This window comes from Gemmatimonadaceae bacterium (assembly GCA_035633115.1).
Classification (GTDB): Bacteria; Gemmatimonadota; Gemmatimonadetes; order Gemmatimonadales; family Gemmatimonadaceae; genus UBA4720.
This window is the reverse complement of sequence record DASQFN010000102.1, coordinates 119761-145060: the sequence shown is the minus strand read 5'-3', so window position 1 is coordinate 145060 and position 25300 is coordinate 119761. Positions and strand designations below refer to the sequence as shown.

20 protein-coding genes are annotated in these 25300 nt (G+C 57.3%); 9 read left to right on the top strand and 11 right to left on the bottom strand.

The annotated features are described in order from the left end of the window. The first annotated feature begins 1602 nt into the window (after positions 1–1602). Both VES88_12605 and VES88_12600 read left to right on the top strand, forming a co-directional pair. A complete protein-coding gene (locus tag VES88_12605) occupies positions 1603–2508 on the top strand; it encodes an AraC family transcriptional regulator (protein ID HYN82337.1) in 906 nt (301 codons plus the stop codon). 473 nt (positions 2509–2981) lie between these two features. Beyond that, on the top strand, positions 2982–3653 hold the full coding sequence (locus tag VES88_12600) for a DUF6073 family protein (protein ID HYN82336.1): 672 nt from the start codon (positions 2982–2984) through the stop codon (positions 3651–3653). 535 nt (positions 3654–4188) lie between these two features. Here the strand turns inward: VES88_12600 and VES88_12595 are convergent. The 3 genes from VES88_12595 to VES88_12585 form a co-directional block, all read right to left on the bottom strand. After that, a complete protein-coding gene (locus VES88_12595) occupies positions 4189–5481 on the bottom strand; it encodes a hypothetical protein (protein ID HYN82335.1) in 1293 nt (430 codons plus the stop codon). Positions 5482–5630: 149 nt separating this feature from the next. After that, complete coding sequence (locus VES88_12590; GenBank protein ID HYN82334.1) at positions 5631–5801, bottom strand: hypothetical protein; 171 nt, start codon at positions 5799–5801, stop codon at positions 5631–5633. 20 nt (positions 5802–5821) lie between these two features. After that, the gene (locus VES88_12585) at positions 5822–6556 is read right to left on the bottom strand and encodes a hypothetical protein (GenBank protein HYN82333.1); all 735 of its coding nucleotides are present in this window, start codon (positions 6554–6556) and stop codon (positions 5822–5824) included. Between the two features lie 206 nt (positions 6557–6762). Here VES88_12585 and VES88_12580 point away from each other — a divergent pair, with 206 nt between their 5' ends. Beyond that, positions 6763–6891 carry a hypothetical protein gene (locus tag VES88_12580; GenBank protein ID HYN82332.1) on the top strand — a complete coding sequence of 43 codons (129 nt, stop codon included), beginning with the start codon at positions 6763–6765 and terminating at the stop codon, positions 6889–6891. A gap of 39 nt (positions 6892–6930) precedes the next feature. On the opposite strand, the gene VES88_12575 is transcribed toward VES88_12580, so the two are convergent. The 8 genes from VES88_12575 to VES88_12540 all read right to left on the bottom strand — a co-directional run bounded on the left by VES88_12575 (position 6931) and on the right by VES88_12540 (position 20197). Next, on the bottom strand, positions 6931–8154 hold the full coding sequence (locus VES88_12575; GenBank protein ID HYN82331.1) for an AarF/UbiB family protein: 1224 nt from the start codon (positions 8152–8154) through the stop codon (positions 6931–6933). Further along, positions 8151–8909 (bottom strand): outer membrane lipoprotein-sorting protein, encoded by a 759-nt coding sequence (locus VES88_12570; GenBank protein HYN82330.1) that lies wholly within the window; start codon positions 8907–8909, stop codon positions 8151–8153. Before VES88_12570 ends, VES88_12575 begins: the two co-directional genes overlap by 4 nt. Positions 8910–9031: 122 nt before the next feature. Next, the gene (locus VES88_12565) at positions 9032–9520 is read right to left on the bottom strand and encodes an acyl-CoA thioesterase (GenBank protein HYN82329.1); all 489 of its coding nucleotides are present in this window, start codon (positions 9518–9520) and stop codon (positions 9032–9034) included. Beyond that, the gene (locus VES88_12560; protein ID HYN82328.1) at positions 9520–15399 is read right to left on the bottom strand and encodes an SDR family NAD(P)-dependent oxidoreductase; all 5880 of its coding nucleotides are present in this window, start codon (positions 15397–15399) and stop codon (positions 9520–9522) included. The genes VES88_12565 and VES88_12560 overlap by 1 nt, the downstream gene beginning before the upstream one ends. Then, entirely contained in the window at positions 15396–16421 is a 1026-nt protein-coding gene (locus tag VES88_12555) for a hypothetical protein (protein HYN82327.1), read from the bottom strand. The genes VES88_12560 and VES88_12555 overlap by 4 nt, the downstream gene beginning before the upstream one ends. A gap of 10 nt (positions 16422–16431) precedes the next feature. Beyond that, complete coding sequence (locus VES88_12550; protein HYN82326.1) at positions 16432–17973, bottom strand: VCBS repeat-containing protein; 1542 nt, start codon at positions 17971–17973, stop codon at positions 16432–16434. Between the two features lie 409 nt (positions 17974–18382). Beyond that, complete coding sequence (locus VES88_12545; protein ID HYN82325.1) at positions 18383–19441, bottom strand: DUF1702 family protein; 1059 nt, start codon at positions 19439–19441, stop codon at positions 18383–18385. Between the two features lie 312 nt (positions 19442–19753). Further along, complete coding sequence (locus VES88_12540; GenBank protein HYN82324.1) at positions 19754–20197, bottom strand: hypothetical protein; 444 nt, start codon at positions 20195–20197, stop codon at positions 19754–19756. Between the two features lie 151 nt (positions 20198–20348). On the opposite strand from VES88_12540, the gene VES88_12535 reads away from it, so the two are divergent. The 6 genes from VES88_12535 to VES88_12510 all read left to right on the top strand — a co-directional run bounded on the left by VES88_12535 (position 20349) and on the right by VES88_12510 (position 25253). Then, on the top strand, positions 20349–20678 hold the full coding sequence (locus tag VES88_12535; GenBank protein HYN82323.1) for a hypothetical protein: 330 nt from the start codon (positions 20349–20351) through the stop codon (positions 20676–20678). Positions 20679–20699: 21 nt separating this feature from the next. Beyond that, positions 20700–21107, top strand: coding sequence for a hypothetical protein (locus VES88_12530; GenBank protein ID HYN82322.1), 408 nt, complete (start codon positions 20700–20702; stop codon positions 21105–21107). Between the two features lie 377 nt (positions 21108–21484). Beyond that, the gene (locus VES88_12525; GenBank protein ID HYN82321.1) at positions 21485–21856 is read left to right on the top strand and encodes a type II toxin-antitoxin system PemK/MazF family toxin; all 372 of its coding nucleotides are present in this window, start codon (positions 21485–21487) and stop codon (positions 21854–21856) included. A 170-nt stretch (positions 21857–22026) separates the two neighbouring features. Continuing rightward, entirely contained in the window at positions 22027–22764 is a 738-nt protein-coding gene (locus VES88_12520) for a hypothetical protein (protein HYN82320.1), read from the top strand. A 672-nt stretch (positions 22765–23436) separates the two neighbouring features. Further along, positions 23437–23799, top strand: a complete 363-nt coding sequence (locus VES88_12515; GenBank protein ID HYN82319.1) for a hypothetical protein — start codon at positions 23437–23439, stop codon at positions 23797–23799. Between the two features lie 56 nt (positions 23800–23855). Next, a complete protein-coding gene (locus tag VES88_12510) occupies positions 23856–25253 on the top strand; it encodes a hypothetical protein (protein ID HYN82318.1) in 1398 nt (465 codons plus the stop codon). The last annotated feature ends 47 nt before the right edge of the window (positions 25254–25300 follow it).

Here is a 25300-nt window from a genome sequence, read left to right as displayed (position 1 = left end):
TAGGGTTCCGATTATAAGGACAAGGCGCTTAAGGGCTCGGGGCAGGACGGCCACTGCTTACCCGCAAGTGCCCAGAGGACGCAAACCCGGCGAGCATTCTAACGGAAGCGGGCCGCCGTTGGGGTCGAAGTGAATTGTCTGTTGCACGGTATTCCTCTCGGTTTACTCACCCTCCAAGAGCAGGAGGATCGGATCCACGGAGAGATCGCCGATCGCCAGCGAAGGGTATGCTCGACATGGCGAGCTGTCGATGCCGATTTTGTATCACTGTTATGCCTGTTTTGTATCGCTAGCCAAAGTCGTGATACGACCCACATCCGCGCTAAGACAACGTCAACAGCTTCTCGTTGACGCTGCACGGAGGCAGATCGTCGCTCGGCACAACCGCCGCAACCGACCCCGCGCGCAAACGATAGAAAAACAACAGTCGGGTGATATAAAACCGACATTTCCAACTGAGTAAAACTGGGTAAGTTGAGGCAACGTCGGAACGCGGCTCAGAGCTTCGTGAAGACAATCGCAATCAAAGGAGGTGGCTATGTCGGCGACAAAGCACGCTCGCTGGCGGATTGCGCAATTCCTCGGGATTATGGTCCCCCTTCTCATCGCATCGTCTGTCCCCTCGGAATCTGCAACTGCGCAAAGACCACTCGATCCACTGACCGCTCGTGAGGCCGAGCTCGCTCAACGCCTCGCTCGGGCAGATGCGCGAGTCAGAGAACTGATTGGACAACGAAAAACAGTGGTAGGCGCAACGGATTTCGCGGCCCTGAAGCCGGAAAGTTTGGAAACTGTACCTCCGCGCGGAGAGTCACGCCGTGCGCGGTTTTTTGCTTACCCATCGCCAAGCTACCACTAGCAAAACAGCCGGTATCACGAGTCCGCCTACGAAAAGAATAAGACGCCGGTATCTGTAAACTTTCGGACCTTCGGAAAGGTGCTCTTGTACTAGTGCTCCAAAGAGCCGCTTAGTCGAGGTCGAAGTAGTTGGAAGACTCGGCGGACAGTATCAGTCGAGCCGTTGTGGTCTTACCGCACTGTCTGGGACCGATGAGCGCAACAACGGGGCTGCGACGCAGAGCTCTCCCTGGCTGCTCAAGGAGGTGCGGTCTGCAAACGAGTCGGTGGCCGGACACCATGAAAAATGAAAGGTAACCTTTCGAATTTCGAGGTCATTGTTTTTGTCGGATTACCTCAGGCAGTTGGATCGCACTGCACGACAGTTAGGGGGCCGCGTCGCTGGACGAGCCGATTCTAGGGAGAATTGTCGATGCCGCTCATCAGCGGATACAGGGCGGCACCCGCGAAGACCCACTTGCTCATTGCCCTGCTTCCGCGGGAGGAAAGGGCAACGCTCTCTTAGCAAGCCTTCCCGGGGTGATATAAAAGCGGCACTTGAGTGATACAAAAACAGCATTGCCGGCCTCGGTTGAGCGCACATCTTGAAATTGGCCACACGTCGTACTCAAAACGCGAATCGTGTTAACTCCAGGGACAGAATAATAATGCCAAACGGGGCACTGATTCCGACGAAGGAGTCCCGCCGAAGGACCATCCGATGGTAATTGACGACTTAGGACAAATCGGAGCGTCGAGTTGACTGTGCACCCCAGCGTTCCAAAGACCGGCGGAATTTTCGAGGGCTTCGCTATCGAGTTGGTGGATGCAGAAGCGAAGACTCGCGTGCGGCGCGCGAACTCCTTGGCCCGTCACCGTTGGGCGACGATCACCTCTCACGAAAGCGCGATCGCGGGGGTTCTCGCTGCGCTGCGGCTCGATCCATGCGCCGATTGGGATCTCGCGAGCATGGCGAAAAGGGCGATCATGAGTCGCTTTCATTTTTCGAGAGTCTTTAAGGAAACGACCGGCATCAGCCCTGAAAGGTTTCTCGCCGCGCTCCGAATCGAGCTGGCGAAGAAGCTGCTCCTGGGTACATCCACCTCAGTATCTTCGATTTGCTTCGGGGTAGGTTACCGATCGCTTGGGACATTCACGAGATTATTCTCGGAATTCGTGGGAATACCGCCAAGCGGGTTCAGGAAGTTGCGAGATGACTTTTTCAGCCGGAGTGTTGAGGAGCACTTACAAGGCCACTTTGTGCGCCCCGCCATGAATAGACTAGTGTCGCGACTCCGCGGCTCGCTTCATCTCCCTGCTGATTTCGTGGGCGGTGCCTTCGTGGGGCTGTTCGAATCACCGATTCCGAAGCGGCATCCCTTGAGTGGGGTTCTTCTCCTCAGCGGAGGCCGGTTCGAACTCGACGGGGGCGCGGCCCCGACGACGGCATACCTACTTGCGGTCGGCTTTCCAGACTTAACCGATACCATGGCTTTTCTTCTCCCACCACAAGCGAGTATCCTAGTCGCGTCCCGATGCGTTGAGAAACAGACTCTCGGTCCATCCAATTCGTACGATCTCTACCCCCGGGCACTTCACACCTTCGATCCGCCGATTCTGATCGCGTTGCCCCTTTTGCTCGAAGCTCCGACGGACAGGTTCGCAAAATAGGAGAAGCGGAGGGGGCTGACGGTCGCCCAATATAGAGGACCACTTGTAGGTTGACAGTCCCCGACGCCGGGAGCCGGCGAGGAGGACTCTCAATGCGCAAGTCACGTCTCACCGATGGCAGAACACTGGCATCCTGAATGAGGCCGAAGCCCGCGGGAAGACGAGAGAGGTGATACGCCGGTTCGGGATCTCGAGCGAGACGTTTTATTGCTGGCGGAGGAAACGAAGCGATGCAGGCAAGCGACGCGATCGCCTGCGAGCTCTCGAGAACGGCGTCTCAAGAAGAGTGACCGCAGGTCAGGCACTGAACATCCATGCGCTGAAGGATGTTTTGGGGAAGGAGTGGTGACGATGGAGCAACGGCGGACCATCGTCTCTGCGGTTGAGTTGACCGCCGAAAGTGAGCGCCAGGTGTGCAGGTGGCTCAGTTTTCACCGAAAGTCAATTCGCTACATCCCGACGGAGGAATTAAAATGCCAGCACGTCGCAAAAAGGGGAGTGGTCATCAGATACAATGGGGACCCCAAGTTAATTTAACCGGATTGAAAGATCATTATGCGGGGACAAAAGCGAAGCCGTATACGGTTCCGCCAGGAGGAATTGACAATCTTGCTCTCCATTCGACGGATATTTTCACAATTCCCGGTAAGGGGGAGTTCACCGTTGACTTCTCGGGCTACTTCCGGGTTGCTCGCGACAATCCGACGACAAAGAATTGGACGACCTTTGAACTCCTCGTAAACATCATCGATCTGAAACTAAATGGAGAGAATAGAGACATAGGGCCGATAGCCGTTAGCCTCAATCCAGATATTCTTTCATCTGGACAGATTTTCCCGGCAACATCGCCACAAGGGGCTGCAAAATGCAGGATTGCGACGGGAGTAGTCTTTGACTTACCCCAGGTTGGCATCAGTGTCTTTAACAAAGAGCCGATACTGCTAATGAATGAACATGTCACATCAATTCCACCCGTAGACGACCCCAACGGACACGCTCTGCTCTTTATGTTGCCCCTTTTTGATCGGAAGGATCCATCCGGAAAGCCTCTGGCATATCTCACTAGCTTACGGTATGGAGCAGACAATTACATTACCGAATCAAAGGCTAGGTCTTTTCAAGCATCCGGACGCAAGACTAATTGAGGCGAAAAGACAACACAAAGCCAGTCAACTTTTTGTGGGTCGTCTCCCGATCGAGTGGCTGAAGTTGGCAGGAAATCACGCGGGAGGTGCGATGATGGAGAGGAGGTACAGGTGCTATCGGGTGTGAGACGAGGGCGCATGATGAATGGATGCCAAGACCTCGTCGCAAACCTCGTCGTAAGCGCCGGCTGTAGACGCCCAGTTCGCGCTACACCGTCTCGCCTCGCCCCCTTTCCCGAGCGGTTGCCCCCCCTTGAGAACCCGCGCCCTTCCTCCCCAGACGGGTCAGAGCGCTGGGACGTCCCGGCTCAAACACACGCTGGTCTTCATTGCCAATGCGCTCAACATCACATCGGCTTGGAAGAAACCGAAGACGGAATCTGGTCGATCCATTTCGGGACAATCCTTGTGGCGAAAGCCGACGAAACCCGAGATGATCATACGAGACTGACCCTTGCGTACTCCCCACGCCCAACGAAGTGTTACCAATCATCCCCGGTTAACTGCGTTACCTTCTTCCCGGTTGCTCACATTCCTATTTCCAGTCGTTCGGCCTAATCGGATCTCTAGCCAGCGTTCCATCTCCAAAATAGTCAAGCGTACCGTCGATGGTGCAGTGAACGGGTCGCGTATTCATGTCTAGCTTCCCGTCTTGATCATAGTCGTCGAGCTTCCCGTAGAACGTGCCATAGAAACGAGTGTTCGACTCTTTCCCTGATGTCGGGTGGAGCTTGGGGGTCAATTGAAAGTTGCCTGGACCCATGCTGAAGCGATTCTCAAGCAGAGTCTTGGGCTCGATGTGGCCGTAGCCGAAAAACTGGCCTCGCACCGTCTCGGCTAGAGGCTTGCCGTCGCGCCAATACCGCCGCGGGGCGGTGGTTTCGGCAACTCGCGCGAAAGACATCTCGACTCCGTTTACAACATGATCGCCGTGTCCAACCAATTCGGTCCTTCCAGAGCTGTAGTAGGGACGTTCGAGATTCGCCCAGTAGCGATGCAAGAAGACACGTTCGCTCCTGTTCTCTGTACTGCCAGCAAACGGAAACAATTCATAGTGTGGCGTGCCATCAGGGTGAAGATCTGATACCCTCTTTTCAAGGACAATATTGGTTTTGTAGGTGTCCATCTTCAGACATACCATGGCTTCGCCCAAGACGTGTTCAAACCAAAGCGGCGATAGCACTGTGTTCTTCGTGACACCACCAATTTTGGTATATGCAAACCCGGAGAATAGGAGAGGCATGGTTAGGTCAAACTGCCTGTTCTCCAAGTACACGAAGTCCCGGCTAGACACTGGCTCTTCTAACCGCGCCGGGTCATTGGTGGCCGTCGCCACGATCTCCAGCAGAAGCATCTTGGCCCATTCCGCGATTTCGACATCGTCCCCCTCGCTAAGCTCCTCGAAGAAGCCGATCACCTGTTCAGGGCTCTTGTGTGCCGCGTGATGCATGGCGAGCATTGCTGAGATACGTTCCTTCACTGAAGACGCTGCAAGGAAGGCATTCTCAAACTGCTTCGGCTTAAGCGTCGGGGCTCGATCTAGTGATTCCCAGACGAACCGATCGCGCTCGACGGGGTCACTCTCGGTTGCGACCGCGGATAAGAGTCGAGAGACAGAAGGCAACCTGAATCGGCTTGCTGAGATCGCGCGTGTTCTAACGAAGTCGGGTATGCCTTCCCTTATCTGATTCAATACAGCTTGAGGAAAGCCCGGGTATTCATCAGATCGAAAGGCTAAAGTCTCTAGGTCTGAATGGAGCAGAATAGCTCTGGCGTACGGCTCGGCTCTCGGCTTAATCGCTGAGCGGTCAGCAGAACTTAGTCGCATTGATCTCTCCTAAAATTGCCTAGCCACCGCTCCGACGCCGCCTTCGATAGCCACCCCGTGAACATCGCTGGTGTCCGCCAAACGCCCAGGCTCAGCCGTTGCGTTGACACGGCCGAAGCCGCGGAAGGGATGTCGGCTGGAGCGCCTTGTTATACGGCTGCCTTGCGCACCAGCCGCCATCCGTCACCGAGCAGCGGCACGGTGGCGCACGCCGTTCCGCCATCCCTTGCAGTGTTGTCAACGGGAGCTTCGAGCACGACATCGCCGGCGGCGAGTGCGGCGAAGAAATGCTCGTGAAACCGCATTGCACCTGTCGCCATGGTTCCCTGCTCGCGATCAGTTAGGTTCTCGGCCGACGACGTCTTGCCTTTTTGGGTTCCGGGTGTTTCTGGTCTGGCCTTGGGCCGAAGAAACTGCCAAAGGCATCGTCTAGCCGCGCCCATCCCCGAATTCTTCGGGCAAAATTAGCCCCCTCAAGGAAGTCCTCAGGGGTGATCGTCCGCATACCCCAGCAACATCCCCGATCGAACGCGATTCCGCGCTTTTTGTCTTCGAACGGCTTCTCGAAAGCGACGAGTACGTTTCGGGGAGGAATGCCCACGATCGGTGTGCAAATGGCGACGCCCATTTGGCCATCGATGATCCTTTCCTGGTTGGCAAACACGTCGTAGCATGCGCTGTAGATGATCGTCCCGGGAAAGTCAGTCCCTTCCTGGTTCGCGAAGCAGATACTCCTCGGCTGCTTCTGCGGCGGCGGTGTCAGACTGAATGTGATGTGAACATCGGTTTCAAACTTTTCCGAAAGCAGTTCACTCCGCCCGTATAGCTCCCATACAACGATATTGAACTCGAACTGCGTGCGATTGAGCTGATTCTTGATGCGGCGGTCCAGTTCGAGCCGCATAAAAGCCTTGAAATCCACTTCCTCAGTGCTGATCCACCCGTTCTTAAGCTGAGCCACGATCGGAATCGTAATCGTTGATCCTTCGAACTCGATGGCCGATCCCACAGGGAAATAGCCCAACGTACCGGTTACCACCTGCTGCATACGTTCACTGCGCAGTGCGTCATCCATGGTCGCCTCTCGAGGGTCGAAGGAGCCGATTAGAGCTTGCCGGGTCAGACCAGGTACCATGGCATCATTAGCGATATTTCAGCTCTGTCGCTTCTCCGAAATTGCCAGATTTTTGCTGCGCCCCTGGCACGGGGCGGTCTCGACAACGCTAACGCCAGCGGAGCACGCTGAGACGATTCACGCGTGGCTACGGCGGGCCGGCTGGCATGTCCGAAAGGGCGAACGTCCGACAGAAGTGGAAGCGGCTCATCCGCCGCTACCTGAGCTATCTCATCGACGGTCCATTCGCGGCAAGGATCCTCACGTGGGGCCTTTTGCAGCCCGCGACATCCTGATGTCCGACCGCATCGCCGTGCAACCGCAATCGCGCACAATCATTGAGTCTGCAGGCTTCCGCCATTAGCAGCGCGAATTACGAACGGCAACGCCTCGCGCTGGAAATCCAATCCAGGACACACACGGCGTACTGTCCCTTCCAGAGCCAGCAAGCCGAGGATCGCTCCGGTAAATGCGGGTGATGCACGAAGACCATGGCGCCGCTGGATGGCAAAGAGGGCTGTGACGAACCCCACGATGGTGAATTCGCATGCGACTCTTCGCGTGTTGTTCTCGACGAGTGCGCGGACCTCAGCATTGAATGCCGATTCGTTGAATCGCGGTGATCGGGAGGACGCCATGTCAATCGCGATCCGCGCCGCGCCATGCCCATCGCCGAGTACCAGGCTCAGGAAGAACTCCGCGAATTGCTGGCGGACTTGGGGCGACAGCTTGGCTACGTACCCGAAGTCGATCAACGCCACCGTTCCGTCGGCTCGTACCAGAACGTTGCCGGGATGGAGATCACAGTGGATCAACCCGCGGTCGAACAATAGCCCGTACAATGCTCGGACAGTCAGGACCGTCGCCTCGCGGTTTACGCGGTCGCTTGCATGACTCCCCAGTGGCGTGGCTTGGGAGACGTAGTCCATCACCAGGACATCGGTGCGACACAAGGGCCGAACGAGATTCGGGACTGTTACTTGTGGATTTCCCGCCAGATACGCGCCGGCTTCCCTGTGATGACGAGCTTCCTGGGAAAAGTCAGCCTGGTTTGCGAGCGCTTCACTCGCAGCGTCAAGAGCTTCACGAAACGGAATGTCTGCGAAGCCTGGTAGTGAAGAGAGACAGTGACCGACACGTCGAACCAGGCGAACGTCGCGGTCAAGCGCTGAACGTATGGTGCGCCTTCGGAGCTTTAGGACGACCAGGCGATGGGTGCCTGCCAACACGGCGCGGTGTACCTGCGCCACGCTCCCGCTAGCGATCGGCGCTAAATCAATATGTTCGAAGAGTGCGGAAAGGCACCCGGGATAGGCGGCGGCGAGGATGCGCTCAACTTCGTTGAGCGGCATCGGTCTCACCGCGTCTTGGAGGCGCCGCAGTTGCTCGGTCACTTCTGGCGGTAGAACATCCGCTCTGGTGCTCAGTACCTGCGCCAGCTTCAGCGAAACACCGCCGCGTCGCTCCAGGAGCTTGGCAGCCGAGATACCGACAGAGGAGAGCCACAGGCGACGCACCCGTGCTTTGGAGCCTTCACCACCTACCGCTGCCGCGCTCATACGACTTCCGCCGTACGGCGCCAAGTCGCCATCGCCTCCAGGTAATCTATCGAGCCGAAAGCATCTTCGGTCAGCGCAGTCGAATCTATCGCTATGCCGACAGCGATGCGGATCAGACTCATCTCACTGCAATAACCGTGAGCAGCTCCGTCGACCGTCACGCGCTGTGGAGTAACGATCCCGCTGCGCCGGAGATGCGATGTGGCCCGATAGGCCCGCACTAGGTCACCAGTGACCAGGGTACGCCATTCGGCTTCCACTACGTTCCAGTGTTCAGCGTCCAACGAAACACGAAGGCGCTGCGAAACCCCGAAGTTCGTGCGACGAACTCCGGCCACCGTCAACGACTCGCGCCCGTCGATGTCGCAAGTGCTGACGCAGGGCTCTCCAAGCGTTTGCACCGGCAGCCAAAACCGAAGATCCTCGTACGTGAAGTCACTGCCCAGAACTGCATCCATACACCGCGAAGGATCGACGCGTAGGACGTCTGGCGACCCGCGTAGGCGTAACGCAATAGTCAACTCTTCCTTCCCGGGGCGCTCTACCATCAACAGACTCGTACCCGCCAGAATACGAGGAGCGGTGACGCAGAAGAGCGACCGGGATTCGCCCATTCTCCGCTGCCATACGTGCCCTACGTCATACTTGTACAGCGTGTGGCGACCGGTGCGTATCTCCAACTCGACTTCACGGAACCCACTTGCTCCAAAGTCGCGCTGCGCATGATTATGAAATACATCGGCGACTGATGACACGGTGCGCCGCCCTTTCAGCGGTGATTCAGGGGAGTGAGTTGCAGACGCGCCTTGGTCAGCCATACGCGACGTTAGATTCGAGGTCAGCCAGATACATTCTCCTCCTTTCGCCCGCAAAATGATCAGGCGCCAACTGGCCTTGTCTCGACGGGCCGAATCGCATTGGGGCCGCCCGCACCGGCTGTGAGATAGGGTTTGAGTGCGTTCAAGAGTTGGGCTGGAACCGGCGTGGGGACGAGCCCCCCCTTTTCACGATGCATACACGCCACTTCCTGTTCGCCGGACGCGACAAGACCGGGATTGGGACCGGACAGCCGCACGTACTCAAATCGGAGCAACAGCCGATTTCGATCGATGGCGCCGAGACTCATCCGAATACTCACGTCGTCGAAGGGCAAAAGCTCGCTGAAATACTCACACGCACAGCGGACAGTAACCAATGCAAGGCCGCTAGAGAGCTGGCCAAGGAGGGTTGGTGCGCGTTCCCGAATAAAAAGTTCGCGGCAGTGCCCTTGCCAGCGGATATAGTGGGCAAAATAAGCATTACCCACGAAGTTGGTCTCTTCGAAACAAACGATGTGGCGGTATTCGAAGAACGGAAGCTCGGCCATCAATCGCCGTTTCCGGATGCGTTTGCAACGCCTACACCGCTGTTGGACGATTGGTATGAGGTCGGTGCCGCCGCATGCCGGGCATTTTTATAAGGAGCTACGATCGGCTCCGAGTTTTCGATCGCCAGCGCAATAACCATAGAGGAGAGTGTTCCCCTTCCTGGGATGATTCCAACTGCAATCCGCGTTTCATCGGCACTGATCGTGATCCATCCGTCATCGGCAACGCTCACCAGATGGAGCGCAGAGTTCACGGCCCGGCCAATCTTGTAGACCGCCTCTTTTGCGGTCCATACGCGAAGGCAGCTGTGCTGCATGTCTTCACCGGTCAATTTCGAAATACTGACCGCGAGTGCGACTCCCATCTCGCCGAGGAGCTCGGAAAGCGAACCATCGTCGCTCGATCTGACCAGTTCTACATCGCACCCAATCGGCAACGACGCAGTCGCAGTAACACTGATTGCGCCCGAGTGCGACGCACTGAAAAAACGTCCGTCGATCGATTCCGGCTTTCCATCGAGGCGATACACGAGTGGACCTGTGGATCCGTCCGCAAGACCCTGTTGACGCACCGCGTTTCCCCGCGTCGACACAGTAACCGAGGTGTCAGCGCCTGGAATCAATTCCCCAACACGTCTGTCGAGATAGGCACCCAAGAGAGCTCGACAGGAATCCGCAGGAACGGGCAATTGCTCTACCGTTTGGAGTACCAGTCCAAGCCAGCGCTCGCGGACCGTTCCCTCGGGGGAAATGAGCTCAAGATCGTACGTAAAAGTGTTCCGGTCGCGCCTGCGTTCCCAAGCGTGAACGACACTTCGCTCAGTGACGTACTCCTTAACATCGATTTCAATCCGCTCAACTGCGACTGGAAGCAGTCGCGCGTGTGGAACGCACGCTTGAATCGCATGTATTGCTGCATCCCGAACGATCGGATCGCCGAGAACGAGGTCTTGGCAAAAGAAATCACCAAACAGGTTTCTTCGTGTAGCATCAATTTCCGCCGTGCATTGCGTTGCACTGAGACTGAAGTAACGATTAACCCTTTGGAACCGAGGTCCATGAAATAGGAGTCGACCGTAGAGATCCCGCTCCGGCAGTAGATCGACGACCCCCCCGGCATTTTGATCGGTACCGGGCTCAGCGGGCGACCGCACCAAGCCCCCCCGAAATGCTGAGAAGGAAGCTCGAAAGTGCTCGACGTTGTAGCCGGTGCTCTTACTCAGCAACACTACCTCCACGTCCCCACTGTCCTGTGAGAGCGCCGCGATGCGAACACGCATGTGTCCTTCGTCGTCAGTACTGATCGGATGTGTGAACTTCGCCCGCTCGACGGTGATGGCACCTTCTTTCAGGTCCAACAGCACGGAGGCGGCCTGTGCCATAGCTTCCAGTCCAATGACCCCAGGAAGTAATTGCTCACCGTGAAGGACATGGTCGCCAAGATACGGATCGCTCCCCGAAGACAGATCGGCGTCAACCACAAGTTCAACACCCGGGTAGAACACTTGCACTTTCTCCAAGAAGCGCAGATGGGGAAGCTGCTTGACTGCCTGCACAAGCGTTACCGGACTCCCGAAACGTCCAGTTACTACCACCCTCGGCGGGAGTTGATCTGCGGTCAAAAGCCGTAGCAGCATTTCGCCGCCGCGCTCAACTGTTATCGGGTCAATACCGCGTTGGGCGAGGGCATTCACACTCCCAAGCCGCTCGCCCATCCCGGTGCCTGCCCAGACCGACCACTCAACCACGGTGGAGCGGCAACTTGGCTGTGCTATCCGGATCTCGTCGATGACACTCTCGAGCCAGTCGTTCGCGAGAGCATAATGCGCTTCGCCTTCCAGCCCCACGCTTGCGATTATCGAGCCGAAACAGAAGAAGAATTTTAGCTGCTGACCGACCAACGCTGTGAAGACATTTCTGGCCCCGGCGATCTTTGGCGCGACTGTTGAACGCATGTCATCGAGAGTGAGATCGCGCATGGCTTTTGGGGAGTTAATCCCTGCAGCGTGAAGCACACCTGTGATCCGAGCCCCGCTCACCTGCAGCCGGCCTATCGATGCTGTGACTGCATCCAAATCCGTCACATCCGTCTGAACGTATTCGCACGAAACTCCGTGAGAACGGAGACGCGAAAGTGCCGATCTGACTGAAGCGTCCTCCTTACTCGTCCTGCCGAACAGCGCGAGGCGAGCCCCTGACTGTCGCGCAACTGCGAGGGCGCATTCGATCCCGATGCCCTTTGCCCCGCCTGTCACTAGAAGTATTTCGTCATGCATCGTCGGGAATGCGCCGTTGCGACTTCGCAGCGGCATGTGGACGAGGACGGGCGTGCGCCTAACGCCGTCCACGCCGTAATGCGCTTCAGTAAAACCTTCAGCGGTGGTCATTTCACGAGCAACAGTCTCCGCAAGTCCTGGATGGTCAACGGGAAGATTGATAACACTGATTGGCACGCCGCCGAGCTCGAGATAGAGCGACCGTGCAAAGCCTGCCGCTCCCCCGCCACTCTGAAGAAAGAGCATGGTTGAAAACGGAGCGCGATGTGAAGTAGCTTCTCGGGCCGCCTCAATCAGCAGATTCAATGCGCGCTCGTCCCGAGTGGGGGGAACGCAGACAACGATGCCCCCACACCCCTTGTGCGGAAGCTCGCGGGCGAGCAAGGCACTTCGTTGATCGCCGGGCAACGCGACTATTTGCCACTTCGACGGTGGATGGTCGCCGGGATCGGCTCGAGTCTGGGCCGGAACCCAGTCTAACTGAAACGCGCGGACCCAAGGCCCAATCCCGGCGGCGACTTCGTCTGAGGCGTTTTCGCGTTCAATTGGAAGTGCGTCTATGAACCGGGCCACCTCAGCGATCGTGGAATCTACAAATCCTGATGGTACAGCTGGAACTTTCCTTCTCAGCCTTCGAGCGCAGGACGTGACGAGCGACGTGACACTCATCGAGTTGAGATGCAGGTCGTTTAGCAGATGAGTCGTGTCGGAAAACGAAGCCACCGGAAGCTCAGAGCGGTCTGAGAGGATTTGGTTCACGACGCTGACCGTCGTCTCCGAAGGATCCAGCGCCGCGACCGGGCAACTCCATGTCTCTGCCTCCGAAAGCTGACGATTCGGATCAGAAGCAGACGGAGCGGTTTTCTGAACGCTCACATCTCGCGTCAAGCTGTCCTGCGGTGCACTCTCACACGGATTGCCGAAAAATGTCGGCATACGATCGAGGTTTATCGGGCGCACAAACCGACGATCGAATAGCGGCCCAGCACTCACATTTACGCCAAGCGCATATGCCGCGCCGAATGCGTGCAGCAGTCCAGCAACCCGAGCCGACCCGATCTCTAGCGCAATCGTAGGTATCTCGGACCACTCGGCCACCAGGGTTGCCAGCCCCCGCCCGGCGCCGATCTCTATCCACACATCAACACCGGTTTCGCAGCGAACAGCCTCTGCGAACATGACGGGACTGGTAAGCTGTCGACACAACAGCCGCGCAAGATCCTCATCCCTCCCAAGCGGCCTTCCTGTGACCGTCGAGATGACTGTTCGCTGAAGCGGCTCGAATGATGTCCGTGCAAGAAATGACTTGAGGTGGCACGTTGCGCCGTCCACCATTGGTGAGTGGAACGCAACCGCCACGGGAAGACGGACTCCCGCGATCCCGCGCTCGCGAGCATTTCGCAGCGCTAGAGCAACTGTTTCTCGACACCCGGAAATCGTGGTTGACCGTGGGCCGTTATGTCCTGCTACTACGACATTCACACCATCTACAAGGTCGACGATGTCGGACACCGAAGCTCCGAGGGTAGCCATAATGCCGTTCGGAACTGAATGCGCCTTCAGAATTCGACCGCGCTCCCGCGCCATCGCCATGACCTGTATGCTGTCGAGCGCGCATCCCCATGTCAAAGCAGCCAATTCGCCGACACTGTAGCCGATTGCCACATCACCATCGAGTCCAATTGCGTCAAGCATCTGCAGACCCGCGAGTGAGGCAGCAACGACGGCGGGTTGAACGACGGATGTATCCTCTTGCTCAAAATCCGCGGGAAATCCAAGGCTGGTGTGCCAAGCCGCGATTTCGGGGAAAACGCGTGCAAATGCGCCTACATCCCGCGCTATTGATCCCTGCCCGGGGAAGAGAAATCCAACACGCGGCTTGGGGAGCCCAGGATGCCCGAGGTAAATGCCCCTAATCGGGTCAACAATGTGTTCACTGTTGGCCGCACGATGCGCAACTTCCCGGAGACTCTCGGCCATTTGCTCCGGTTGCGATCCGACAACGGCGGCTCGCCACAGGCCTCGGCTCTGCGAGAGCTGCGCTGACACGTCAGCAATCTCTCCGCTTGACATTCCTTCAATCGCGGAGGCGAGTCGAGTTGCTCTCTCACTCAACTCCGAGTTTTGCGCAGCCGCGACCAACAGCAGCTCCGCGTCCCGGACGGAATCGATGTACCGATTTTCCTCCCTGAATGTCGGGCGGCGCAGAGCGCCGACCGGCGCTTCGAGGACTACATGCGTGTTAATTCCGCCAAATCCCATTGCGCTCACTGCCGCGATAAGGGGCGCACCGACAGGCCAGAGTCTAGCGCTGTTCGCGCACTCGAGTTCCCGTGCTTTTCCTACGAGTTCATCTCTTGGATTCACGCAACCAGTCGTGGGTGGAATAATTTGAGCGTCCAGGGCCATTGCGCATTTGATGAGCCCGGCGAGGCCGGCCGCCGCCTTCGTGTGGCCGATGTTCGCCTTGATGGATCCAATGGCGGCCGGCACCGAACTGCTCCCCCCGTCTCTTCGGGCGGTAGTGAGTGCCTGTAGCTCGACTGCATCGCCAACGGGTGTGCCGGTTCCATGCCCTTCGAAGTAACCGACGTTCGAGGGCGTGGTTCCGGCGCGGCGATACGCCCGCTTTAGTGCGAGCAGTTGACCCTCGACCTCAGGACGGGTGATTGCCCCGCTGCCATCCGACGACATACCCCAGCCACGAATCACTGCGAAAGTTTCGCGATGCTGAGCCAAGGCGTCATCTTGTCGCATGAGCACAACGAAACCACACCCTTCCCCAGGCAGGAATCCATCGGCGTCGCGGTCGTAGACGCGCATTTCACGACTCGCTAGTGCGCCGACCTTCGCGAATCCGACCAGCTCGAACGGATCGAGACTGATATCGACTCCACCAGCAAGAGCCAGATCCAGGTCGCCCGACTCGAGTGCGTTACATGCGGTAATAACCGCTAACAATGATGAAGCGCAGGCACCATCCACCGTGTACCCACCGCCCCGAAAGTTGAAGTGGCCACAAATACGACCTGCGATGGTATTTGACAGACCGCCAGCCAACGTGTCTGCCCCAACCGCCGGAAACGGTTCCTTATATTCGGCCTCGAATGCTTGAAGAAATGCGCTGTGCTTGTCGTCCGGCAGTTCGAGATTGCGGAATGCAGCTGAGGCTGTCCGGCGAACGAAGGGCCAGCGAAGCCTCAGCAGATTGGCGCGTGAGAACTCTCCGGTAAGAGTGTTTCCCACAACAACACCCGTGCTGTCGCGTGGGCTCCCTGCCCCTTCGTGGAACCCAGCTTGTGCCAGCGCATCAGCGGCGACGTCCAGCGCAAGCCACTGCGCCATGTCGGTTTCGCGAAAGGTCGTACCAGGAATGCGATATTTCGCCCGATCGAAAGTGTAGTCGCGGATTACCGCCGCTTTGGTAACGTAGGTCTTGTCGGACGCACCCCTATCCGAAGAGTGATACGCGGTGATGTCGAGCCGGGCTTGAGGTATCCGCCTGAACGAGCGTCGTTGCGCCAGAACGTTTTCCCATAGCTGTGTGGGTGAGTTAGCGTCGGGGAAACGACATGCCATCCCTATGATCGCGATGCCGCTCACTGGGCCGCCGTGGCCTGGCGCTGGGCGGACTCCCTCTGAGTTGTGAGTTCACCGGAGGTGGATATGGCTGCAACAAATCTCGGCTCAATGTTAGCTGCATGAGCTGGATTCCCATTCATGCGTGATTGATCGCCAAGGGAAACGTCCACACGAGTATGCGGGATGTGCGCAACTCGCAGGCTTATGAATGCACCGCGAACACAGCAGACGATGGCAAGTGAAAAAAACAGCCCGAACGCCACGTGAACAGTCATCAGAAAACCGTAGGTTGCCGCGACGCTGCCGCCGAATGCTATCTGGAGAAGATTTGGCATCGGAGTCGTGGCTGGATCGGTGACCATATAAAAAGTAAAAAGCACAAACGCGACGCCCGTCATCGGAACTAGCGATGCAGCAAGCGATGTTTCAAAGACGCTGCTGCGAACGACGGCCTGAGCACCAAACCCGAAGAGCCACGCTGCAATCAATGGGAGCCGTCGCGTGAAACGCGCATTGAGGAAAGTTCCCGTGAAGACGATGAGGAGGGGCAATATCCAGTCTGCAACGCCGTCGATCCTTTCCGTAAATTGGTAGGGCGGTGCAATCCCAACCGCGGGGAAAAGAAGTAGTGTAGTAGCGATTCCAAAATTGGACGGATTCAAGAAGTGCTTCTTGTGACCGGGCAACCCCGCGCGTAGCAGGTATTTCGAAGAGATCGCAACGACGCATGCAAAGACAAGGGGGCCGAGCCGTTCGCCTGGGTACAGTAGGAGCGCGATCGCCAGTCCTGTGATGTGCGCCGGCAAGAGGAAGTCAATCAGCTTAATGACACCACCCACATAGGAAGGTTGGCGTCCGTTCGCTCTCGCGTCCAACGTCGCAAGGATCAGATCCATCGTGGCCGTGATTGCGACGGCCACAAATGGGTAAATCCAAGGCTGCTCGAATCCCAATAGGGTGTGGCCAAGTAGCGTGAGAACGGTAATAGCGACACCAAAACGGCGAAGGGCTCCAAGGCGATCCGGTCTGGCGCCGGCTGGCATCGGAGTTATATCAGCGGCTCGCATTCCGCGCTCTCTGCAAAACGATAGTGTGCCATCCAGGCGTCAGCCTCAACGTGTCGGCGTTCAGGGTTCCGTTGCTGTCGCGCCAGCGTACTTCAGCCACTATCCGAGTCGAACGGGTCCGCCCCAGTCCGAAAAGAAGCTGTGGGCTACGCTTCCCGGAGTGACCATTGCCGCCATCAACTTGCGCCGAGATTCGCCTTCTATCGTCAGGCTTGATCGTGACAACCGATCCGATGGCCGGGCGCGTGGGATACGTTGGCGCTATTAGACCAGCCATAATTCGTGTGTCGCCGGCCGGCCTGCTGTCGGTCGGGAGCACCAGGTTCAACCCGAGCCACGCGCCGCAGCGGGGGCAATCGTTCCGATAGAAGGACGAGGGTCCCCACTGATTTGCGATGACCGCGTCCAAATCTCCGTCCCCGTCAACATCGCCAAGTGCTATTCCGCGGCTCACCGTCTTCTCAGCGAATCCGATTTCACTCGCTATGTCCACATATTTTCCGTTTACCGACCTGACGAAAAACCGATTACGCGAATTACCTGAGAGATCCGCACCCGCGTCGAAGTTCGGCCACGCATCTGGGCGGCTGAGTAGCTGGTCGTTTCCCATTGCGAGTTCCTGAAGCTCTGGCCAGCGATTGACTTCGCCTCGAACAAATCCGGTGGCTTGCAAAATGACTGGCTTCCCTGAATTGTTCATGTCCGCGATTTTTATGTCCCATCCCCATCCGCTGCGCGCGAGACCCAGCCTTTCGCTGCGCTCAACAAAGGGCGCCGAGCCGCTCCGCATTTGATCGAAACTACCCGTGCCCAGGAAGGCAAAGTTGCTCTCTTGCAATGCAAACTCTTCGGTGATGTTGCTGACGACGATATCTGCGATGCCATCACCGTCGATATCACCGAAATCCACGCCCATCCCCTTGAACGAATCGTGGCCTAGCACTTTGGAGGCCGGGGTCGTCAGCGTCCGCTTTCCCTCGAGTGTTTCGAAACGCACCCGACCGTTGGCCGATCGATTCCACAGCAACCGGTCTGACCCGAAATCGTTGGCGAAGTACAGTTCAGGCAGGAGGTCACCATCGAGATCGAATGCCCCGATGGCCAAGGTCCATCCATGGGCCACCGCGGCGGGAAGTGCACCCGACGCGTCATCGTAGGTTACGTGCGGCACGGCGCCGGTGGATGCTGATTTCCACAGAAGCAACCGGCTCTTGCCCGCGTTTGTAGCGCGGGACATCGAGTGTTGCAACTGCTGTGTGCGCGGTGCAGCAGCGTCGAGAATGTCCGCACCGTCGCGGAAATAATTCCCCACCAAAAGGTCGGGATGCCCGTCGCCATTTACGTCCGCGAAAACCATGGCGTTCGTGAACCAGCGCTGATCTCCGTTCACGAGCGGCTGCGCGTAGAAGGATCTCCCAGATAGCGAGGATCCCGGGATCTGGAGGTATGCGATCGGAGTCCTTCCCCAGTAATACACTACCAAATCCATTAGACCATCTTCGTTCACATCACCGGGTAGACAACCCATGGGGGCCATGGTCTTTGAATTGAAGAGCGGAGCTTGCTGCGACAGACCGAACGCGAGGTACCGTTCCGAGGAAGCCGACCCCGGAACGCCTGTTATGATCACAGCATCGGATCGGGGATCGACATAGCACACATCATTAGGCAATCCATCGCCATCGAGATCAGTGAGCGCAGCTCCGGCACCAACGGCAGATATCCAATCTTGGATTTTGCGTAGCGAGGGGTTGACTACTCTTCGTTTGTTGTCTGCGGCACCATCTAAACCCAGCATTTCGAACTTGGTGAAACGGAAGGCCGAGCTCAAAGCCAATCGCTCAGATGCGGGCACTTCCGGCTCTCGGGCGGCAGCGTACGCAATGCCCACAGCAACGAATGCAACTGTGAGATGCGAGTGAGGCAGTTTTAGCATTTCACCCTACAGTCTGGGAATTGCATGTGGCCTGAATCGCTAGGCGCCAGTTCTCGTAGCTAGAAGCAGTGTATGGCTCCGGAATCCTTGCCAGCGTATCGTCTGCTAATTGTGAGGCCACGCGCGCGCTCATACCGCACAGTATTTGGCAGGCAGCGTCCGTATGAGGCGTGCTGTTGCCTGCCCGGCTGCGAGCCTTCGCCCCAAACACGGCTCCCTGCGCCATCGCCGAGGCGTGTGTTCCGGACAACTTGCCCAACACTTCGAGGCCTTCGTGCCTGATTCCTCCGGCATACGTCGCGGCCAATCCGATTCCACTCCAAAGATCGGCGCGACGTGACAGAGCGAACGTGTCGGCGAAATGTCGTACTCGCTGCGGGTCCGCACCTCCGACAAACCAAAGGCTACGGCCAACGCCTTGATCGAATGCACGTAATGCGTAGCCACCTAACCCAGCGAGTCGCTCGCCCTTGACCACAAACCGTGGCCATTTGAAGTATCCTTCGTGAAAGCCCATTCCGTCGGCGACAAGCCAGCCGAGTAAGACGTCGCGCCGCGCAAGAATCGGCACAAGAGGCCGCCTTAATCGGGCCACGGCCCAGCCCGCGCCGATATGTGCCATGTACGCATGCTCGTCGCCGCACTCTCGCAATAGTTGCTCTAACCGCGAGCGACGCCACGGCGTGATATAGCCGAGCATTGTCAACGCCATCGCGACTCCCTCGAATGCGAATCCGCGATACGCTGGTTCGACAAGAGTTACTGCGTGGGACAACGCTAAAGCCTGGTGTCCGGCTAGTCCCTCGTTGTAGCCGCGAAGGAAGCAACGGCCGATATACTCCAAGTGCTTCCGAGCATCCTCGTTCGCAGTCCGAAACCCTCTACGGGCGAACGAAGCCTCTTCTTCCGAAATTCGCAGAAGCCTCGCAACCGCTCTATCAACCAGCCTCCGACGTACGGGAGTTACAATTGCCTTCGGATCGCCTCGGGGCGGCTGGTGGGAAAAATGTCGTTGAGCCTCGTCGGTGGTTACATGTGAACGCCCAGCCCCTTGAGGCATGGCATGGGATTCTTGGCTCGGTAGCGAGGCAGCGTTGCGCATTAGAAGTATTCCGCAGAATGGATCGGGCCGCGCGCATGCGGAGTGTGATCCACGCATAAATTGCAAGCACGCGAGGACGCCGCAATGCCGGTTTCGTATCACTCATATGCCGTTTTTGTATCACGGCGCGTGCTTTGTTAAGCACGTGCTAGAGCCATCGGCGCGGTATTATCCTGAATCCGTCTAATCAGAAACTGCTTTCAGCGCGGGCTCAACCAGCTGTCGCGTTCTCGGGCCGCTAGGGGTGACGGATATCGCTACTCTTCCGTTTCACATGTGCCAGCGCGCTGTGTAGGCGGCACATATCTGGTCGAGCAACCCCTGGTACTCTCCGTCCACGTCAATTCCCAAAGTGTTTTCCCGGGCAACGGAAGGTGGGTTCACGTTGTCGATGTACACCGGGACAGCCAAAACGTAGTCATACCCCGCGACATGGGTATGTCCGGGTTTGCGGGTTGTGAGCGTACGCATCAGCTCCAGGGTCTTGGCCGGATCGTTTGGACGATTGGAGCTGATTGCCCAGTTGAATTCATTCCAGAGAGTTTGGTCACCGCTTGAAAGTCTCGGCACCACATGAGACTCGAATTCAACCTCTCGGTCCCGATAAAACTTGTGAACCTGATCGGGAATATTCAGGACCTTATCGCACAGCCCAATCAAGACCGTCGCAACAAGAATCGCTTCGGGCCTGGCGGAATGAATTGCCCCCAGCACCTTGCTTAAATCATCGAAGCGAGAGCAGCTTCCTCGACGATGGTTTGTGTGTGAAAACGCTGACACGGGCAATAAGATGGTCACACGGCGCTCGCATTCTCGGGATAAGCTCTGACATCCATGAAGACCAGAACATGATGGAGTGTCTCTCTTGACTCGGCCGGTTGCGCTGCCAAAGATTCTGGCACAGATGCCCGTCACGATACCCTCCGCTGCCCTGCGCCAGATGACTGAAGACGAGCGAATGCACGTACTCAGTGCTGCCTTCGATTCGTCGCCTGAGGCGCTGGCCAACTATCTCGCAGTGCTCGATGCGCGCCTCCGCGTGTTCGAGCAGCGGTACGAGCTTCCAACGTCGACGTTGCGCGATGCGCTCGCCTCAGGAAAGCTTCGCGATACCGCTGAGGTGAGCGAGTGGATGTTCCTGGCAGAACTGCGGAGCGACCTTGCCAGGGAAGCACGGCCCAAACCGGCTCGCTAACTACCTCGCCGCGAGTCGTGGATGACGGCCCTTCTGAGCGAGGGATTCGTCATCGAGGACCAGTGCAACTTCACGTTTCTGCCGTCGGTAATTCTGTTGCAGGGCACGATCGTGTGTCTGGACGGCCTCACGCTCGAAGTCGAGAAAGATTGCTATACTCGAGGGCGCGGGCTGACTGCGCTTGTACAGACACGAAGATTCCGATATCACGCATGGATTCGCGGCAGGCACAATGTCTTCCGGTACGAGTCCGCCCATGAGCATCGACCGCACGCTCACAAGCACGTCTATGCGTCATTTGGCAACGGCACTGAGATCGAGGTGATTGATCTCACCAACGAGAGGCTGATCCCTACTCTTGGCGAAGTAATCCGCGAGCTTCAGAGCTGGCATGCGAAGCACGCTGCGCAAATCAGTGAATTGCGGTAATGGCTCGTGCGCGGTGCGCAGCTCCCCAAAGAAGGCGCGGTTTGGAAAATGAGCCGATGGAGGCACCCTGAAAAACGAAAGGCAGGCTTTCGAATTTCGAGGTCGCTTGTCGCGATCTATGATCGCAACCGAGTTGAATTTCCCCTCGGCTAGGGTATGATAATATGTCATACCAAGAGGCCTATATGCCGAAGACCAAAGTCGCCGTCACCGTCGATTCACGGATCCTCGACGAGCTGACGAGCTGATCGCCCAAAACCGGTTCCCTAACCGGAGCCAGGCGATAGAAGCCGCGCTCTGGGAGAAGCTCGAGCGATTGAGCCGAACTCGACTCGCAAACGAGTGCGCCAAGCTTGAAGCGAAGGAAGAGAAGGCACTTGCGGAAGAAGGGCTGCGCGCCGAGCTGGATGCATGGCCCGCATACTGAGAGTGAAATCCGCTGGGCGCAACTCGTCCCCGCTCGCGGACAGGAGCAAGCCGGCCAGCGCCCGGTCCTCATCTTGAGCCACGACGTCTTCAATGTCCGCTCGGGCACCGTGATCGCCGTCGCACTTACCAGCCAGGAGCCGCGTGCCGGCTTCCCCCTCACGCTTGAAAGTCGTGCGTCCGGTTTGCAGAAGCAGTCGTGGATCAAGATCAGTCAGATTCGGACGCTTGCAACGGAACGGATCGGCAAGCGTATCGCGCGCGCCTCAGACAAAGAACTCAGCCGCGTGGTCGAAGGTCTGAATGAAATCCTGGGCGCGTGAACTTGGCTGCCCTGCACTAATGCGAGCGCTGGCAAATGGCTCCATATTCACAGAATGCGGTTCAAGCGACCGAATCGAGCGCGAAGCGAGGAGACCTCTTCCGCGGACGATGATGAAATCACCGTAAGCGCTATAGTAGCCGAACGGATGATGGTCGGACTGAAGAGGCGTTGAAGGGAAAGAATTTCGGACCGGGCGAAGCGGACGCATATATCGATCGCCTTCTCGATGAAGGCAGAGCGGAGGAGGCGGCCGCACCGACTACGCCACTCGAGGAAGCGCAGGATCTCATGTTCGACGCATGGGAAGCGGACGATCCTGAGGAACGCATCGAGATGGCGGAGGAGGCTCTCGAGATCTCAGCCGATTGCGCGGATGCGTTCACTTTGCTCGGCGATGAAAAAGCGATGAGCGCGGCCGAAGCGCGCGCCTACTACGAGGAAGGGGTGCGCGCGGGCCGGCGCGCAGTCGGCGACAAGATGTTCGAGGAGAATGCCGGAAAGTTCTGGGGCATTCTGGAGACGGGGCCTTACATGCGAGCCCGACGTGAGCTGGCGATATGTCTTTGGACGCTGGACCGTCCAGACGAGGCGCGCGAGCATTTTGAGGATTTGCTTCGCCTCGATTCGTCGGACGGGCTGGGATGTCGGTATCTGCTGTTCCTGATGCTACGCGAAGCTGAAGGTCACGCCGCAATAGAGAAGCTTCTCGCGTCGTTCCCGGATGACCATTCAACCGAATGGATGTATGACAAGGCGCTCTGGCTGATCGGACGAAGGACGGGCCGCGATGAGGTTTTCAAATGCGCTCGACGCGGCGATCGCAGCCAATTCTTTCCTTCCAGCCTATTTGTTGAGACGAAAGGCTCTGCCCAACGACACGCCCGATACATTGGCAGAAGGCACTGATGATGAAGCCGCCGGATACGCGAAAGGCTGGAAGAACGAGTGGGTCAGAAATTGAATCTTTGTATATGGGTGCGTGAACAGATTGTTGATGAAGTCCTGACTGTAAAACTTGTACTTCGACCTTATCTGATGCTTGGCCTCTAGAAGTGCTGACGGGATCCGCGGATGGTTCCGATTGCGTCTCGCGCGGGGTGCACTGACTGATTTGTATCAGCGAAGTGTCGGTCCTGTACACGCTGCACGCAGCACGTGATGCAAAATCGACACTCAAATGATATGAAATCAGCATTGCGCCGATCGATGTGCGATAAAGATTGTCGCTGTCCGCATTCTATCGGGACGAACTAGGAGCATGATTGATGGAATGGACCGACGCAGGCGTCTTCGCTCTGGTGATTATCGTCGTGTGCGGGATCGGGAGCTTCCGTGCGCAACGCGGGCGAGCCGCCCGTTTCGGTGGACGGGCCGGCCTTTTCCATCCACTCGGGGCCTCCCATTCTGGCGCACAAGGTATCACTCAAAGCGTCATAACGATCCCGAATCTTTTTCATACTTTGACGACTGGTAAGCGATTGAGCTGACCGACTGATCGAGCGTTGACAACGGGGTGGCCACGGCGGGACAGCGAGTCAAGAGTCGGCGGACAATTCAGATCAACCAAGGGAGGACACAGTGCCGAACTACTTGTTGTACTGGGATAGCGTGAAGGAGGACTATGAACTGACAATCTCAGTCACCCCCGACGACGGAGTAACGGTCCGAGGCAGTCTGATCGCCGCTCGACCTGGCAAGAAAGACGTGCAGAAGGAACTGACACATAACGATCTCGTTCCGAAGTGGACCCGAAAAATGAAAGATCAGGAGGCCGTGACTCTTTTTCTGGCACTCGAGTTTCTCACAAAGGCCACGAAATCGGTAAGAATCGAAGGTGTGTGCCTGAAGACCGGTGGGGGGGTTCATCAGGACTCGTATGACGAGACGTACACGGGAAAACGTCCGCTAACGACTCCGGTACATGTCGCTGCAATACCATGAGAGTCCGACTGTCGCGATACGTGGCCCCCTTGGTCGCCTCTCTCGGTCCCTTTTCGGTGGGTCACAGTCAACAACCGTTATGCGATCGCGCCAAGACTGCCAATGAGTGTCTTTCAAAGCTGCGCGCGCAGTCAGGAAGTGACGCCAGTCGCGTTGCTGCAGCTGCGCAGAGGGAAGGTGAAGAAATCAAGCGGGGCGTGGATGCCAAGCCTACTGGTACAGCAGCCGCAGTTGCCGGATCTGGCGTTGCAATCAAAGACTTTCTTCCGAGGCTGGCCACCGCGTTGGCGATCCCGGGTCTGACCGCGGACACGAAAGCACTCGGCCTTCGCTTCAACGTTAAACCAAACGATCCCGTCTGGAAGCTGCCATTTGCCCTTCAGTTGGAATCAATCGCAAATGAAGCTGTGGTTTACGAGCCACTGATCGCGAACGTTCCCGAGAAATCGAGGGCCACTGTCCGCGACAGCCTTAAGAAGAGCTTGGGAGATTTTGACGACGTGCAGTTCAGCGGAGCGTTGAATTGGGAATCCTTGCGCTTCGGTCGCTCATTCCGAACGCATCAAGGCGAGATCAACGCTCTCACAACTGAACTTTTCACGCCGCTCGATATTGCTACCGCCCAATCCGCGAACTCGCTAATCCTAACACTGCCGCGGCAGCCAGTAAGAACTACCCCTCAGTGCGATACGCAAACCCATGCGGCAACCAATATTCCCTTAAACTGCTTCAGTCAAGCAGACCAACAGACATTCGAGACAAAGATCATCAGCTTGGCACAACTAGACATTCTTTTCGAGCAGAACGCCGCCAAACTCAGCAAGCTATTCGGTCTCGATCGACTTGAGGATTTGCTCAACAATCAGCCGCAGCTAAACATCACTGGCTTCACCCGAAGACGTAGTCGAACCGTCGGGCCGAATGGGCTCAAGGCGAGCCTCAAGTACGAGTACAGCCCGGTAAACTTGAACAAAGCGCGTGCTTATTGCGCTCAACAGGATCCGGGTAGATCGCCGACGTTACATCCTCAGTGCTATAACGATTATTTGAGCCAGCCGGGAGTCCTCACGTCCCTCGACCGCGGTACCCGCATCTGGTTCGTCGTCGACGTTTTGAGAATTGACGCTTACAAATTCGCATTCCCCCCCGACTCAGCACCCGTTTCGAAGCCCCGTAACTTGGTAATGGAGCCGGCTGCTGGCTTCGGCAGTTTCCTTCCCGTTCCCGATCAAACAGCACGAATTGATGCGGAGATCCGTTACCGGTACTCCGATGATGAGACGGTGCGAGAGAAGCGCTGGGTAGGAACTGTCACTCTCACGCAGAAAATCAACGACCAGTCGGACGGAATTCTTACTCTGAAGTGGGCGAACAAGGCCGAGTTCCTCGGTGACGTGGATCACAAGGTTCGGCTAAACCTGGGTTACTCGTACAAAGTATCGGACAGGCAATAGAAATACCCATGCTGCAGGCGTTTCTTGAATTCACGCTCGCTAACCGT

Excerpts from the sequence above, each read along its gene's own strand:
- VES88_12555 (HYN82327.1), bottom strand. The coding sequence starts at position 16,421 with ATGCCAGCCGGCGCCAGACCGGATCGCCTTGGAGCCCTTCGCCGTTTT.
- VES88_12595 (HYN82335.1), bottom strand. The coding sequence starts at position 5,481 with ATGCGACTAAGTTCTGCTGACCGCTCAGCGATTAAGCCGAGAGCCGAG.
- VES88_12545 (HYN82325.1), bottom strand. The coding sequence starts at position 19,441 with ATGCCTCAAGGGGCTGGGCGTTCACATGTAACCACCGACGAGGCTCAA.
- VES88_12550 (HYN82326.1), bottom strand. The coding sequence starts at position 17,973 with ATGGGTTGTCTACCCGGTGATGTGAACGAAGATGGTCTAATGGATTTG.
- VES88_12600 (HYN82336.1), top strand. The coding sequence starts at position 2,982 with ATGCCAGCACGTCGCAAAAAGGGGAGTGGTCATCAGATACAATGGGGA.
- VES88_12565 (HYN82329.1), bottom strand. The coding sequence starts at position 9,520 with ATGGCCGAGCTTCCGTTCTTCGAATACCGCCACATCGTTTGTTTCGAA.
- VES88_12590 (HYN82334.1), bottom strand. The coding sequence starts at position 5,801 with ATGGCGACAGGTGCAATGCGGTTTCACGAGCATTTCTTCGCCGCACTC.
- VES88_12530 (HYN82322.1), top strand. The coding sequence starts at position 20,700 with ATGACGGCCCTTCTGAGCGAGGGATTCGTCATCGAGGACCAGTGCAAC.
- VES88_12585 (HYN82333.1), bottom strand. The coding sequence starts at position 6,556 with ATGGATGACGCACTGCGCAGTGAACGTATGCAGCAGGTGGTAACCGGT.
- VES88_12580 (HYN82332.1), top strand. The coding sequence starts at position 6,763 with ATGTCCGAAAGGGCGAACGTCCGACAGAAGTGGAAGCGGCTCATCCGC.
- VES88_12575 (HYN82331.1), bottom strand. The coding sequence starts at position 8,154 with ATGAGCGCGGCAGCGGTAGGTGGTGAAGGCTCCAAAGCACGGGTGCGT.